Annotated in this window: 8 protein-coding genes and 1 pseudogene; 6 read left to right on the top strand and 3 right to left on the bottom strand. The window is 51.5% G+C overall.

The window, feature by feature from the left end:
- Positions 1 to 16: 16 nt before the first annotated feature.
- Positions 17 to 3511, top strand: a complete 3495-nt coding sequence (gene smc / locus ACQKE4_RS16750) for a chromosome segregation protein SMC (protein ID WP_427389442.1) — start codon at positions 17 to 19, stop codon at positions 3509 to 3511.
- Between the two features lie 18 nt (positions 3512 to 3529).
- Here the strand turns inward: smc and ACQKE4_RS16745 are convergent, their stop codons facing one another.
- On the bottom strand, positions 3530 to 4699 hold the full coding sequence (locus ACQKE4_RS16745) for a mandelate racemase/muconate lactonizing enzyme family protein (RefSeq protein WP_427389441.1): 1170 nt from the start codon (positions 4697 to 4699) through the stop codon (positions 3530 to 3532).
- A gap of 98 nt (positions 4700 to 4797) precedes the next feature.
- Between ACQKE4_RS16745 and ACQKE4_RS16740 the strand changes: the two genes are divergently transcribed.
- The 4 genes and pseudogenes from ACQKE4_RS16740 (at position 4798) to ligA (ACQKE4_RS16725) (ending at position 11656) form a co-directional block, all read left to right on the top strand.
- On the top strand, positions 4798 to 5667 hold the full coding sequence (locus ACQKE4_RS16740) for a LysR family transcriptional regulator (RefSeq protein ID WP_427389440.1): 870 nt from the start codon (positions 4798 to 4800) through the stop codon (positions 5665 to 5667).
- A 485-nt stretch (positions 5668 to 6152) separates the two neighbouring features.
- Positions 6153 to 8105: a cell division protein ZipA gene (gene zipA / locus ACQKE4_RS16735; RefSeq protein ID WP_427389439.1), complete on the top strand. Its 1953-nt coding sequence runs from the start codon at positions 6153 to 6155 to the stop codon at positions 8103 to 8105.
- A gap of 277 nt (positions 8106 to 8382) precedes the next feature.
- Positions 8383 to 9546 (top strand): annotated as a pseudogene (ligA, locus tag ACQKE4_RS16730) (NAD-dependent DNA ligase LigA); the annotation flags it as partial.
- Between the two features lie 94 nt (positions 9547 to 9640).
- Positions 9641 to 11656, top strand: a complete 2016-nt coding sequence (gene ligA / locus ACQKE4_RS16725; protein ID WP_141439947.1) for an NAD-dependent DNA ligase LigA — start codon at positions 9641 to 9643, stop codon at positions 11654 to 11656.
- Between the two features lie 439 nt (positions 11657 to 12095).
- Here the strand turns inward: ligA (ACQKE4_RS16725) and ACQKE4_RS16720 are convergent, their stop codons facing one another.
- Both ACQKE4_RS16720 and ACQKE4_RS16715 read right to left on the bottom strand, forming a co-directional pair.
- Positions 12096 to 13478 carry a DEAD/DEAH box helicase family protein gene (locus ACQKE4_RS16720; protein ID WP_141439946.1) on the bottom strand — a complete coding sequence of 461 codons (1383 nt, stop codon included), beginning with the start codon at positions 13476 to 13478 and terminating at the stop codon, positions 12096 to 12098.
- Complete coding sequence (locus ACQKE4_RS16715) at positions 13475 to 14089, bottom strand: hypothetical protein (RefSeq protein WP_141439945.1); 615 nt, start codon at positions 14087 to 14089, stop codon at positions 13475 to 13477. Before ACQKE4_RS16715 ends, ACQKE4_RS16720 begins: the two co-directional genes overlap by 4 nt.
- A gap of 100 nt (positions 14090 to 14189) precedes the next feature.
- Between ACQKE4_RS16715 and ACQKE4_RS16710 the strand changes: the two genes are divergently transcribed.
- Positions 14190 to 14444 carry a helix-turn-helix transcriptional regulator gene (locus tag ACQKE4_RS16710; protein ID WP_339934644.1) on the top strand — a complete coding sequence of 85 codons (255 nt, stop codon included), beginning with the start codon at positions 14190 to 14192 and terminating at the stop codon, positions 14442 to 14444.
- The last annotated feature ends 151 nt before the right edge of the window (positions 14445 to 14595 follow it).

Raw genomic sequence — 14595 nt, 5'->3', positions numbered from 1 at the left:
GGAACGCCGCTTCGGCATGCGCTTAACGTCGATTCGTTTAGTCGGGTTCAAATCCTTTGTGGATCCCGTGACGGTGCCCTTCGATGGCAATATGACCGCTATCGTGGGGCCCAATGGCTGTGGCAAATCCAATATTATTGATGCCGTGCGCTGGGTGATGGGGGAGTCCTCCGCCAAAACCCTGCGCGGTGAATCAATGGCGGACGTTATTTTTAACGGCTCTACGGGCCGTAAACCGATTAGCCAAGCCTCCATAGAGCTCAAATTTGATAATCGCGATGGCAGCATGGGCGGTATTTACGCCCAGTACGCTGAAATTGTCGTAAGACGCTTAGTTACCCGAGATGGCCAGTCGAACTACTTCTTTAATGGCCAGAAGTGCCGCCGTCGCGATATTGCCGACCTGTTTATGGGCACCGGGCTAGGGCCACGCTCCTACGCTATTATTGGCCAGGGGATGATTTCGCGGCTAATTGAAGCCCGCCCTGACGATCTACGCTCAACGCTTGAAGAAGCCGCGGGTATCTCCAAGTATAAAGAGCGCCGCCGCGAAACAGAAAACCGTATGCGGCGTACTCAAGAGAACCTGGAGCGCCTCGATGATATTCGCGAAGAGCTGGATAAACAGCTAGACCGCCTTAAGCGGCAGGCCGAGGCCGCCAAGCGCTATCAAGAGTTGAAGCAGCAGGAGTATCGCCTTAAAGGCGAGCTTGCGCTGCTACGTGGCCGTACCCTGCGCACCGAGCAATCTCATCAGGAGAGCCGCGTCCGCGAGCTGGAAATAGCTGTCGAGAAAGACGTCTTTGGCGTTCGCCAGTGTGAAACCCGGCTTGAGCAAGCCCGCGAGCAGCATGACGAACTCGCCGAGGTGCTCGACCGCCACCAGCAGCAGTTTTTTGAAACCACCACGCGCATCGCTCGCTTGGAGCAAGACCAGGCTCACCGTCGTAGCCGTGAAAGCCAGCTTGCCACGGATATAGCCACTGCACGCCGGGAGCTAGACGAGCAGCGCCGTGTCAGTGAAGGCGATCAAGCGCGTTTGGCAGCTATTGATGAACGTTTTGATGACCTACAGCCCGAACACGAAGCGCTGGAAGAGCAGCTTGAGAATCTTGAGCAAGCATTGGCCGATGCCTCGCCCGCGCTGGAAGCCGCTGAGCAGCAGTGGACGGATGCTGAAGCCCGTTGGCGCGATGCCAGCCGCGAGGCGGATCGTAGTCAGGATCAGCTACGTGATCTTGAGCAGCGCATTGCGCGCCTGCAGGCCGAAAATCAACGCCGCCGCCAGCAACGAGGAGAAGTCGCCGATCTCACCGCGCTGCGTGAAGAGCACGCACTATGCCAAGCACAGTTAGCCGAGGCGCAGCAGCAGGCGGAGGGCTTTCAAGCTGAGCGTGAGCAGTGGCAGCAGCGCTATAACGATGCCAAAGCGGCGTATCAACAGGCCACTCAAGTCCGCGACCAGCAGCGTGCAGATCTCAGCCAGCGTCAGGGCGAATTAGCGTCACTTAAAACGTTGATGGATGTGGCGCTGGCAGATCACGATCCTGATATGGGTAAACGTCTGGAGGCTTATGGGCTAGCAGATGCACCTCAGCTAGGTGAGGCGCTGCAAGTCGAACCAGGTTGGGAAGCGCTTACTTCCTGGCTACTCGCCCCCTGGCTCACTGCCCGCCTCGTGACCAGCCACCAGCTGGCCGCCTTGCCCGAGGCGTTGGCGACCGACTGGCGTTTGATTGATCAAACATCGCCTGCACTATCCTCTTCAGGTCAGCGCTTAGATCAATTGGTCAACGGCGCCGGTGCGCTGGCTGAATGGTTAGCAAGTATTCACTACACCGAAACCGCTGAACAGGCCGAGCAGCAGGTGGCCCACTTGGCGCCCGGTGAAAGCGTCGTGAGCCGCGATGGTGTTTGGCGCGGGCGCGGCTGGCTGCACCAGCAGGCCAATGGCGAGGGCATTGATGGGTTATTGTTAACGCGCCGCCGTTACGCCGAACTGACTGCCCAGCGCGAGCAGCAAGAAGACGCGCTAGCGCTGACAGAAGAGCAGTGTGACGCCGCCAACGAAGCGATTGAAACACTGGAGCAAGCTCGCGAACAGCAGGCCGAACAGGAGCGCGCTCACGCCGCCACGCTTCAGCAGTTAGCGGTAAAAGAGCGCAGCTTGGCCCAGCGCTTGGAGCATTTACACAGCCGTGCCACTGAGCTTGACGAAGAGCTTGCTCAGTTACAGGAAGATGAAGCGGAGTTAGCACTCACTCTAGATGAGCAGCGCGCCCGCTGGCATGTGGCGATGGAGCAATTGGAAAGTAGTGCCGAAGCGCGGGAAACCACCGCTGAACAGCGCAATCGTCAGCGCGAACAGCGTGACCAGCTAACCCAGCAGCACTCACCACTAAAAGCGCAGCAGCAGGCGTTAGCCCTGGAGCGAGAGCGGTTAAGCGCCGAGCGCGACAGCCTTCGTTCACACCAGTCGCGCAGTAGCGATATTGAAGAGCGTTTAACGTTACGCATTGCCGAGTTGGAAGAGTCGCGGGAAATGTTGATCGAGCCCGATGAGCTGGCAGGTGAAGAGCTAGAAGAGCTGCTTCACCAGCGTGAACAGCAGGAGGGGCGTTTAAATGCCACTCGCCAGCAGGCCCAGGCACTGGCAGAGCAACTGCGTAACGATGAGCTAGCCCGGCAGCAGCATGAGCGCAATCTAGAGCAGAGCCGCGAGCAGCTTCAGCAGCGGCGCATGGATGTGCAGGCGCTGGCGCTAAAAGCCGCTACTCAGGATGAACAGTTAGCAGAGCTTGGCCACAATGCCGAAACCCTCGCTGAGCAACTACCTCCCGAGGCCAGTGAAGCCGGTTGGCAAGAGCGCCTGGAAAGTACCACGGACAAAATTCGACGTTTGGGCGCAATCAACCTCGCCGCCATTGAGGAGTACGATCAGCAGGCCGAACGGCGTAACTATTTAGAAGCGCAGCACGCTGAGCTGACCGAAGCGCTGGAAACCCTCGAACGGGCGATTAAGCGCATCGACCAGGAAACCCGAGTGCGTTTCCGCGAAACCTTTGATCAGGTTAATGCAGGGTTGCAGGCGTTGTTTCCAAGAGTGTTTGGCGGCGGTGCGGCTTGGCTAACGCTGACCGGCGATGACCTGTTGGAAACCGGCGTGGCGATTATGGCCCGTCCGCCAGGTAAGAAGAACAGCACCATTCATCTACTGTCAGGTGGCGAAAAAGCGCTGACGGCGCTGTCGTTGGTGTTTGCGATTTTCCAGCTTAACCCTGCGCCGTTCTGTATGTTGGACGAAGTAGATGCCCCGCTGGATGACGCTAACGTTGGGCGTTATGCAAGGCTGGTCAAAGAGATGTCTGAGAACGTGCAGTTTATCTATATCACCCACAATAAAATCGCTATGGAAGCCGCCGAGCGCTTGATGGGGGTGACCATGCAAGAGCCCGGCGTGTCGCGGTTAGTCTCGGTAGGTATTGAAGAGGCAGCGGCGCTGGTTGATTAGGCGCTTTCGTCGTTAACTTTAACCTTCACCCAGCTCGCGCATCACCGCATGCAGTTTAGATTTCGCCTCAAAGCCTACGCCAGGAATATCGGGCAGGCCCACATAGCCGTTCTCCACCTGAATACCATCTGCAAAACCGCCGAATGGCTGGAAAACGTCCGGGTAGGACTCGTTGCCGCCTAGCTGCAAGCCCGCTGCAATATTCAGCGACATCTGATGTCCGCCATGGGGAACCACGCGGCGCGATGACCAGCCTAGCTCGTCCATCACGTTTAGCGTGCGCATGTACTCGACCAGTCCGTAGGAGAGCGCGCAATCAAACTGTAGGTAGTCACGATCAGCGCGCATACCGCCATGGCGAAGAAGATTACGTGCATCCTGATGCGAAAAAAGGTTTTCGCCAGTCGCCATCGGCAACTCATAGTGGTTGGCAAGCTCGGCCTGAAGGGCGTAGTCGAGCGGGTCGCCTGCCTCTTCATACCAAAACAGGTTGTAGGGTTTTAGCGCTTCGGCGTAAGCAATCGCCGTTGCTTGATCAAAGCGACCATTGGCATCAACGGCTAGGCGACTACCGTCACCGACGACCTTAATCACGGCTTCAATACGGCGTAAATCTTCTGCTAATGGCGCGGCGCCAATTTTCATTTTGACCACGTTATAGCCGCGATCCAGGTAGCTGCGCATTTCGTCCTGTAGCTTGCTGTGGTCCTTACCTGGGTAGTAATAGCCTCCTGCTGCGTACACCCAGACTTTATCGTCAGCTTGGCCGTTGCGGTAGCGGTCAGCGAGCAGCCGGTAGAGGGGCTTGCCTTCAATTTTTGCCACTGCATCCCAAACGGCCATGTCGATTGTGCCTACCGCCACGGAGCGTTCACCGTGGCCGCCGGGTTTTTCGTTGGTCATCAGGGCCTTCCAGATCGCAAATGGATCAAGGTTGTTATGCTCTTGATCAATAAGGCTTTCAGGATCAGCTTCGCTAATGCGGTCAAGGAAACGATCACGCATAAGCGCCCCTTGCCCATAGCGGCCATTAGAATTAAAACCGTAACCAATTACAGGCTTACCGTCGCGCACCACATCTGTTATCACCGCCACCACGGAGCAGGTCATCTTGGAAAAATCGATATAGGCGTTGGCGATAGGTGATGCAATCGAAACGGTTTTCTCGCGGATTTCAACGATGCGCATGGAAGGCTCCTTAATAAGTTAGAGCATCACAATAAGCGTGGTAAGTCAGTCTAACCAATGCTATTACTACGCCACCCCATGCTGAAAAGGCATTGCCCATGGAGCTTGTTTGGCTAGAAGATTTTATTGCCCTGGCAGAGCACGGCAGTTTCGTGCGCGCAGCAGAAGCGCGCCATATTACTCAGCCAGCGTTTAGCCGACGTATCCGTTCGCTAGAGCAGTGGATGGGGGTTAGCCTGTTTGTGCGTACGCCGCAAGGCACCACCTTGACCGAAGCAGGCAGGCATATTTTAGCCAATGTGTTTGAAGCGACGAGTCGCCTTTATCGGCTGCGCTCTGAGGCACAAGAAGTGGCGGGCACTATGGCGAAAACACTCTCCTTCGCTGCCACGCACTCGCTTTCGTTTACGTTCTTTCCGCGCTGGATTCGCCAAGTGGATAATGGTGCACCCATTGAGGCGATTCGGCTTCACTCCGACAGTATGGCTGGATGTGAGCAGCTGCTAGTGCATGGGGAAGTGCCTTTTTTACTCTGCCATCGTCATCCTGACGTGCCTTCAATGTTGGCTTCTGAGCACTTTGTCAGCAAGCAGGTGGGCGAAGATACTCTAATGGCGTTGATGAGTAGCGCTTCTCGCCAGGATATTTCTGCTAATCAATACCCTTATTTGGCCTATACAGAAGCATCAGGGCTCGGACGTATAGTGAGCCATCGGTTATACGGTAAAGCTGACGTTTTAGCGCTTAAACCTCAGTTTAGTAGCCACTTGGCGGCGGTGTTAATGTCCATGGCTTTAGAGGGTAAAGGGGTGGCTTGGTTGCCAAAAAGCCTTTCAGAGCAAGAAATTAACGAAGGTCGTTTGATTCGAGCCTTAGAGCAACGTTGGGATATCCCGCTTCAAATACATCTTGTTCGCCCCCTTGCTTCAATTAGTGCTGCGGCTGAAGAGTTTTGGGCGAAGCTGTAACTTTAAACAGCGGTTTGTTAAACATCTATTGATAAGCATTATGATAAATATGTTAAAAAAATGTCCTAAAGCGCTCAACTTAACTATATTACCCATATCAATATTGAGTATGAGATCGTTAAGCAGCTTACTAGATATATCTTGAAAGTGGGGATGAGTTGCCTGTTAGGCAGAGGCAGCTTGAAGAAATAAACGCATTTTCAGAGGCCCGAATGGCTTTTCTTGCTGCCAAGACTCCTTTATAAAGCTGGCTATAAAGGATGGATCAAATTCTCAAGGCACTTTTGCGTGAAGCTGAGGTCTGACCATTGCCTTACACTCCATACAAAGTGTCAAAAGCACCAACAAAGTATGAAAAAATCGCAAAAATTCGCCATTTTCATATCAATCGCGCTATGCTGGTGGCAAGTGTTTATTACGTCGCAGTTACCTAAATTCAGGCATGGTGCCTTAGCAAACGGCAAGATGACCATGGAACGTTCGACATGGAATTAAGAGAGTGGCTAATTATCTTAGGGTTGGCGTTGGTATCGCTCATCGTTATTGATGGTGCGCGAAGACTTCAACGGCAGCGTCGAGTACCTCGTCTTGATCAGGCGGAGAAGGATCTCTCAGCTAGTCAGCTAGATGATCCCGAAGATGCTGCTAAAGCGGCAGAGATCAATTGGGAACTTCCTAATGGGGGTGCCCGAGTTGTTAAGGCTGCTGATTATAGCGGCTTAGGCAATAAGCCAAAGCTAGAACGTCAAGAGCATCCTGGTCCCTCCAGGGTGCTTTCTGAGTTCAGGCGCTCCGTATCTGCTAAGGCGGCCAAACGGAAGTCAGATAAGGCAGAAAAAGCGGAAGCCATCATTAAATCGAAGCCAACAGTTGCGGTTAAGAAGGAGCAGCCTTTAACTGCTTCCATGGCTGCTTCTGCTTCTCAGGTTTCAATGCCGAATGAGCATGAGCGTCGGGAGCCTAGCATTACGATGGGCGATACATCGCTAGCCGATGTAAAGGCTAGTACTCCTGCGCCACAGCCGAACGTTGAGCAACCTTCTGCTGCCGCAGACGTCAAGCCTATTGAAACCAATCACGCTGACGCGACGCTAAAAGCCACTGACACTGCTTCACCTCAAGTTGCTGAACCTCAAGCGGCTCCATCTCAGGTTGTAAAAGATGACGTGGCCAGAAAAGAAGTCGCTACAGATGAAACTGCCAAAGCTGAGGTTGCTAAAGCTGAAATGGCAGCCAATGTAGCCGATGTAGATGTAACAGCAACGCCTGAGCCAATGGCCATCACCACCAGTGAAGCAGAGCCTGAAACGCCGGTTAAGCCTCATTATGAGCAAGAGCCGGTATTACGCGCTGAGCCGGAAGATGCCGTATTTGCAAAGCATGCTTCCAGCGATAACATCGCCAAGCGTCGTCAATTGCGTTCCGACACTGTGGGTGAGCATGGCGAGTTAGATGATGACGCCGTTGATGAGTACCGATTGGTCGACTTTGAAGGCATGGCGCGTTCTTTTAAACGTCGACTCATTGAGCGTCGTCAGGAGAAACAGCGTAAGAAAGCTGAAAAAGCGGTGCGTAATAAAGCCTTGGCTAAACAGAAGGCTGAACGTAAAGCATTAGAGGCTGAGCAAAAGCGCGAAGCGAAAGAAGCTGCTGAAGCCGAACGCGCTCGCCTTGCTCAAGAGCAGGCTCACGCCCGCGAAGCAGCGGCTGATGCGGCGGCAGCGGATAGGCTTTCCGCTCAACAGCAAATGGCTGAAGAAGAGGCTCTCCAATATGAGCGCGCAGGTCATGCCGCATTTGATAGCGAAAAAGCTTACGTAGAAAATACTTATTCAGAAAATCAAAGCACCGGTTTTAGTGAAGAGGATTATGCCAGCGACGTAGCTTATGACGACCGTGCCGCTGAAGAGAGAGTGCGCGTTCATCCCACGCTAGAAAAAGCCTTGCGCCATGATGTAAGTGGCGAACACGCAAAAGAAACACTCTCTAGCGCTGAAGAAGTCATCGTGATTAGCGTGCTTTCCCGAGACCCAGAAGGTTTCGACGGCAGTAAACTGCTTGAGCTGATGATGGTGTGTGGCTTGCGTTACAGCCGTGAAATGGGCATTTTCCACCGGTTTGAAACGGAGAGTGAAGATAGCGAACTTCAGTTCTCCATGGTTAACGTAGTTAAGCCTGGCACCTTCCCCATTGAAGAGATGGGCGAGTTTATGACGCCAGGCATCACGCTGCTGATGCCGCTGCCCGGCGCTGTGGACAGCTCGGCAGCGTTTGAAGCCATGGTGGAGACCGCGATGGTCGTGGTACGCCATATGGGCGGCGAGCTGAAAGATGAAAATCGTAGCGTGATGACTGCGCAAACGATTGAGTTTGCCCGTCAGCGTGTGCGTGAATTTGAGCGGCGTCATCGCTTGCACCGGCATATGCAAGTCCGCTAATTAATGCCTGCTGTGAAACACCCGCCTTCTTGCCAGAAGGCGGGTGTTTTTGTTCAATACGCAGCATATTTTGTATTTTTCAATTTACCCTTTTTGCTAGGGAGCCTCTGATTAACGTCATGAGCACAGGCCAGACAAGGCAAAAATCAACGAAAAAGCGGAGTTTACAAGCTGTAATGATCATTTTGATCGGACTCGCGCACGAGGCGATTTTTAACGCAGTATGGCCAAGCGCAATAGTTAATCAGAGGTTTCCTAGGCGTATGGAAACCATTACATGAGTCAGTCTGATTCTCTATCACTGGAAGAGATTGCCCAGCTACGTGCCGCCCTGGACGAGGCAAATTACCGCTATTACGTGCTGGATGAGCCCAAACTGACGGATGCGGATTATGATCGGCAATTTCAGCGTTTAAAGCAGTTGGAAGCTGAACATCCCGAACTGATCACACCTGATTCGCCTACCCAGCGCGTTGGCGCTGCACCCGCCGATGGCTTCCCATCTGTGGCCCACGTTATTCCTATGCTGTCGTTAGATAACGCCTTTAGTCGAGAAGATATTCACGCCTTTGCCGAGCGGGTGGCTGAACGCCTGGAGTGGACGGCAGAGGAGGTCGAGTTCACCTGTGAGCCCAAGCTGGATGGCGCCGCGGTATCACTGGTTTACGAGCAAGGCGTACTCATTAGCGGGGCAACCCGAGGGGATGGGCGCACCGGTGAGGGAATTACCTCTAACCTGCGCACGCTGCGCTCCGTGCCACTTAAGCTAATGGGCAAGAGTGTGCCTGAGCTTTTGGAAGTGCGTGGCGAGGTAATTATGCGCCACTCCGGCTTTGAAGTGCTGAATGAGCGCGCCCGAGAAGAGGGCAGCAAGGTATTTGCCAACCCGCGTAATGCAGCGGCAGGCAGTCTGCGTCAGCTGGATCCGCGTATCACCGCGAAACGCCCGTTAGAGTTTCACGCCTACCAGGCTATACGCTTGGAACCCGATCTAGGCGATACCACACATAGCGAACTGATGGCACGTTTATCCATGCTTGGGTTTCGTGCCAGTTCAGAGCTGAAGGTTGTGAAGGGCCCCGAGGCCGTTGCTGATTACTGCGAGCAGTTGGGTGAAAAGCGCGATGGGCTAGGCTTTGATATCGACGGCGTAGTGATCAAGGTGAACGATTTGCGCCACCAGCGCGAGCTGGGCTTTGTTGCTCGCGCACCGCGCTGGGCGGTGGCCTTTAAGTTTCCCGCCCAGGAAGAAGTCACCACGCTGAACGATGTTGAGTTTCAGGTTGGCCGCACAGGGGCGATTACTCCCGTAGCACGTCTTGAACCAGTCACTGTGGCGGGTGTGACGGTTTCCAACGCCACGCTACATAACGCCGATGAAATTAAGCGCCTGGACGTAATGATCGGCGATACGGTCTCGATTCGCCGGGCGGGTGATGTAGGTGTCACCCTGTAGCTCGGAGTTTCAAATAGGCTAATTTGTAAAATAATCATAGCTAGGTAGCAAATGCACCCAAGCGGTCGAGTTGATGACGATGAATCATAAAAATCAAGACAGAATTTCGGAGCTGAGAGCTCTTGTAGAAAAATACAATCATGAATATTACATTTTGGATGAGCCCTCCGTTACTGACTCCGAATACGACGAGCTAATGCGTGAGTTGAAGGAACTAGAAAGTGAAAATCTCGAGAGAAGTGATCCTTCATCACCCTCTCAGAAAGTTGGAGGAGGAGTAGCGAAGGGCTTTAAAAAGGTGAGGCACGAAGTTCCAATGCTTTCATTGGACAATGTGTTTGATTTCAGTGGCTTGGAAAATTTCATTCGAAGGATCGAGAAATCGTTTGGTACATCGAGTCCTGTAACATTTTGCGCAGAACCGAAGCTAGATGGATTGGCCGTTAGTCTGATATACGAGAATGGGGCTCTGGTCAGGGGGGCAACTAGAGGCGATGGCAGTGTTGGTGAAGATGTAACACGGAATGTAAAAACCATCCGTAATGTGCCTCGAACGCTATCAAATATTAATGCTCCTAATAGGCTTGAGGTTAGGGGTGAGGTCGTAATTCCTGTGGTAAAGTTTGAAGAACTTAATGAACGCCTAGCGAGCGAAGGAAAAAACTTGCTCGTAAATCCACGAAACGCGGCATCTGGGAGTTTGAGACAGCTGAATGTTGATGTAACAGCACGTAGGCCTCTAGAGTTTTTTGCATATGGAGTCGGCGTTTGTGAAGGTAAAGAGCTCCCTGCTAGCCAGTTTGAGCGACTAATTTATCTCAAAGATCTGGGGTTTGCACTTCCGAAAGAAAGTACGACTAAAGTTGGAGTATCTGGTTGTCACGACTACATTGAGGAGCTTATGGCTTCTCGTTCAGCCCTTCCGTATGAGATTGATGGGGTCGTTTTTAAAGTTGACTCAATTGTTCAACAGGAGTCACTTGGCTTCATTACAAATGCTCCCAGGTGGGCAATCGCTCATAAATTTCCAGCCCAGGAAGGTAAGACCCGATTGGAAAACGTTGAGTTTCAAGTTGGGAGAACTGGAAAGATAACGCCAGTTGCAGTTCTGATGCCAGCTTTTATAGGAGGAGTGACAATAAGTCGTGCTTCGTTACACAATGCGAATCAAATTGAGCGCCTTGGCCTTTGTATAGGTGATGAGGTGATCATTCGCCGCGCAGCAGATGTCATCCCGCAGGTCATGTCTGTATCAACCAAGGGGGCAGATAGAAAGCCCATCATATTTCCTCAATCCTGCCCAGTATGCAAATCAGATATTGAAAAGGTTGAAGGGGAAGCTGATGCAAGATGTACCGGTGGGCTAGTTTGTAAAGCGCAGTTGATAGAAGCAATAAGACATTTCTGCTCTAGAAATGCCATGAACGTAGTTGGTCTAGGTGAAAAAATTATTGAGGAGTTGGTTAGGCAAGAGATAGTCAAAAGCCCCGCTGACCTTTATACCCTAACCGCGCCCTCTTTATTGCATCTGGATCGAATGGGTCCTAAAAAGATTGAGAATATACTTCAAGCTATTGATAATTCTAAAGAAACGACATTTGATAAGTTCGTCTATTCATTAGGGATACGAGAAGTTGGAAAGGCTACAGCAAAGAACTTGGCACTATCCTTTGGGGATCTCAACAAACTCATAGTTGCTTCTATGGAGCAGTTGGTAGATGTTCCTGATATAGGAGAAATCGTCGCAACACATATCTATCACTTTTTTCGGCAGGAAAGAAACTTGTCGGTAATTAACGCGCTCATCGAGCAAGGCGTACGGTGGGAAGTAGTCCAGGTAGATGAGAGTTCGCAGCCGTTGAAAGGAAAAACGTTCGTTTTAACAGGTACTTTGAACAGTATGACTAGGTCTGAGGCACAGGAATCTCTGGAAAGCCTAGGCTGCAAAGTGTCTGGAAACGTGTCAACTCGCACATCTTACGTTGTGGCGGGAGAGAGTGCAGGGTCTAAGCTTACAAAAGCTAAAGACCTCGGTGTAGAGGTAATTAATGAAAGTGAGCTGATTCAGATGCTAGCTAAGTACGCAAAAGCATAGCCAGGTCAGTTTGACACATGCCGCATTGGGCGAAGTAGGACGGCGACAGTACTTCGATCAATTGTTGCTTTGACACACGGCCTCCGGGCCAGGAACCGATCTCGGCAGGTAACTTCTTGGCTACCGAGATCTGCTTCCATTGGGTAGTTCTGTTATACGGTGTCCTGATGGACAGATTCTACACTGGCGGCACCGATCAATCTGCTGCGTTAGTATTTATGCAGCTTTTCACTTAAGCGCCACATTTTGGTTGGCAAAAAGCTATTATTACCGACGTTGTTGAAATATAGAGGTGCCCGGCTGTGCTCTGAGCTCTACTTCTGTAGCTTTTTAAAATGGGGGAATGACCCATAGAGCAGACGGCTCTGATTCATCTTTGGTGGTCCTTACGTAGATGAATCAAAAGGTTTTTTGTTCATAAAACTTTATAAAAGAGGGCCTATATAAGAGACAAGAGGTGCTGGCGGTAGTATTCCGAGAAGCTAAGCGTTAGCAAGGGAGGCTCAAGAGACAGCATCTCACGCTCATTAATATTTTCTGCTGATAACGGTTGGCTATTACTCGCAGCTGGCTCACTCTCCTCAGTGCCGCCCATTTGACTGGAGCGCGCTTTCTCCAATCGTAGGTTCAGCTTTTGGGTTTGAAGCATCGCCTGATCTTCGGGTAAATCCTCAGCTATTCGCTGCGAATATTTACGCAGCAGTGGCTCGGCGATGACATAGAGCCATGCTGTTACATCTGAGTCGCCCATTTTGCGTAAAATGCGCCCTAAAACCTGCCGGTAATGCAGCTCTGTTCGAATCCTGCTCAGGTACGCACAAACGCATAACCGTTGGATATCCGTCCCTTCGGAAATCATGCTTACCGCGACAATCCAGCGCGTACTGTTATATCGGTATTGGTCAATTAGTTGATGCGCCTTCGGTGTTTGGCTAGTCACCACTACATAACTTTCACCCTTATGAAGCAAAAGCTCAGCGATTTGATGGGCATGTTCAATGTCAGTAGCAACGACTAGACCGCCAGCATTAGGCACGCTGTTCCGCTCTTTGTTGAGTCGTTTGATGCCAAGGTCTAGCACCGCATTCAGGATGTCGTCGTGTCGCAACAGGTCTTCGTAGCTGATTGGCGACTCACTAAGCAACTGTTGAAATGAGGAAAACGCTCTTACCGATGCTGTGCTTTCGTTCTCTTCGGTTAAGCGGATCAGTGGGTTATCGATGAGCGTAATTCGTGGCGAGCGGCATACACCGTCTTGAATGGCGGTTTTAAGGTCATAACGGTAATCGCAAATGAGTTTGCCTTCTGGATCGCTGTAACGAGCTAATGCGATAGGTAACTCATCCGAACGCCAGGGCGTTCCTGACAGCGCTAACGTGTAAGTGGCCGCATTTTGGATACGCTGAATTATCTGCTGGCCCCACGTGTTGCTGAGGAGCGGATCATGGCCTGCACAGTGATGTATCTCATCGAAAATGGTCAATGTGCGATATTCTGTGAATAACGTCCAAAAATCCTCAGGGTGATATTCCATTGATTGGTAGGTATAGGCAGCCCCTACTGACGCAAGCGTATCGCCAAACCGCTGATTCAATACGACGGTAAAGGTGCGCTGGATACCAGCCACCACTTCTCTCGTTGGCGCAAAGCAGATAACAAAATCAATATGTCCTTCTTCAAGGAGCCATCGAGTCATTTCAGCTGCCAGTCGGGTTTTTCCGCTCGCAGGTGTTGCTTGCACGAAAAAGTCGCTATGGAGTAAGTAGTGAACCTTCGCTAGCTCCAAGCACTCTGCTTGCCATCTCCGCAGCCTCGTGCTCATGTACCCTTTAGCCGATGTAGGGATTTTTCTAGTGCACGCACCCGGCCCATTAAGCGTGCGCTCCGGTCATAAGCATCACGATGATCAACCACGATACTCGCCTTAAGATCAGGGTATTCATCCATAAGCTCACGGAACGCCTCGACTTCACCCAGTGTAGAAAGGAATTCACTTTGCGTTTCCTTTAACACTTTCTCCAAGGCATATTGACTCGAAGCCTTTCTAGCACTGGGGCTCTGTTCACTACTATTTTCGTCTTTTGGAATAACGGTTGTCTCTGTTGTTTCATTTGCTGTTTGCGACACGAGCCGCTGGTGCCATGCTTCAAAACTTTCTCCCTCCAGGCTCAAGCCCGCTTCTCTAATTGAAGGCAAAACAAAATAGAGCTGATCGCGTTTGCGTTTTTCACTGTCTTTCTCCACCAAGCCAGCGGTGATTAGCTTTTTAATTCTTTCATAGATAAAACGCCTCAGAGCAGTGCGGTACTCAGCGGCTATGCCATGTTGGTGTGCATATTGGTCACGGAGGCTGCGTATAGTGAATTGAGCGTTATCAGTTTCTAAAAGGAGTTCGAAAATGCGCTCCTCAATCGAAGGGGGGGTACCCGACATGACCATCACCTAGGAGAGGTAAAAACGAAATGCGGATTATAGTCCGTGGCTAGGTAGGCCGCAACGAAGGATAGTCCCGCCAAAAGGAAATGAGGCGGGTATGGGTGAGCTAGCGAAGACTCTGGGACAAAATATCAGGGAAGAACGGAAGAAGAAGGGGTTTTCGCAAGATGCCTTTGCCTTAGCTGCTGGTATTGATCGCAGCTATATAGGAAGAGTCGAACGAGGAGAAGTTAATATCACCGTGGAAAAGTTATATGAGATTGCTGCCGTGCTCCAATGTGAACCAGCATCTCTTTTACCTGATCAAACCACCTTGGAACCAGAAGGGCACAAACCGGCCAAAAGCGGTTAGAACCAAAAAGAACATGGTGCCGGGTATTGATGCTTGTTAACGCAGACGTTAGCTTCATCCCGGCTTATTCATGAGGCCGGCCCGAAAACGAAGATAGCGGATGGTATTCTCTTGAAAATTCAGTGTGTTCCGCCAAGAATCTGAACCAAGA

The sequence above is a fragment of the Halomonas sp. NPDC076908 genome (assembly GCF_050269715.1).
Lineage (GTDB): Bacteria > Pseudomonadota > Gammaproteobacteria > Pseudomonadales > Halomonadaceae > Vreelandella.
This window is presented reverse-complemented; position numbering and strand designations above follow the sequence as displayed.

Bases quoted from the DNA above. Each gene is read 5' to 3' on its own strand.
- smc (WP_427389442.1), top strand. From the start codon at position 17: ATGCGCTTAACGTCGATTCGTTTAGTCGGGTTCAAATCCTTTGTGGAT.
- ACQKE4_RS16745 (WP_427389441.1), bottom strand. From the start codon at position 4,699: ATGCGCATCGTTGAAATCCGCGAGAAAACCGTTTCGATTGCATCACCT.
- ACQKE4_RS16740 (WP_427389440.1), top strand. From the start codon at position 4,798: ATGGAGCTTGTTTGGCTAGAAGATTTTATTGCCCTGGCAGAGCACGGC.
- zipA (WP_427389439.1), top strand. From the start codon at position 6,153: ATGGAATTAAGAGAGTGGCTAATTATCTTAGGGTTGGCGTTGGTATCG.
- ligA (WP_141439947.1), top strand. From the start codon at position 9,641: ATGAATCATAAAAATCAAGACAGAATTTCGGAGCTGAGAGCTCTTGTA.
- ACQKE4_RS16720 (WP_141439946.1), bottom strand. From the start codon at position 13,478: ATGAGCACGAGGCTGCGGAGATGGCAAGCAGAGTGCTTGGAGCTAGCG.
- ACQKE4_RS16715 (WP_141439945.1), bottom strand. From the start codon at position 14,089: ATGTCGGGTACCCCCCCTTCGATTGAGGAGCGCATTTTCGAACTCCTT.
- ACQKE4_RS16710 (WP_339934644.1), top strand. From the start codon at position 14,190: ATGGGTGAGCTAGCGAAGACTCTGGGACAAAATATCAGGGAAGAACGG.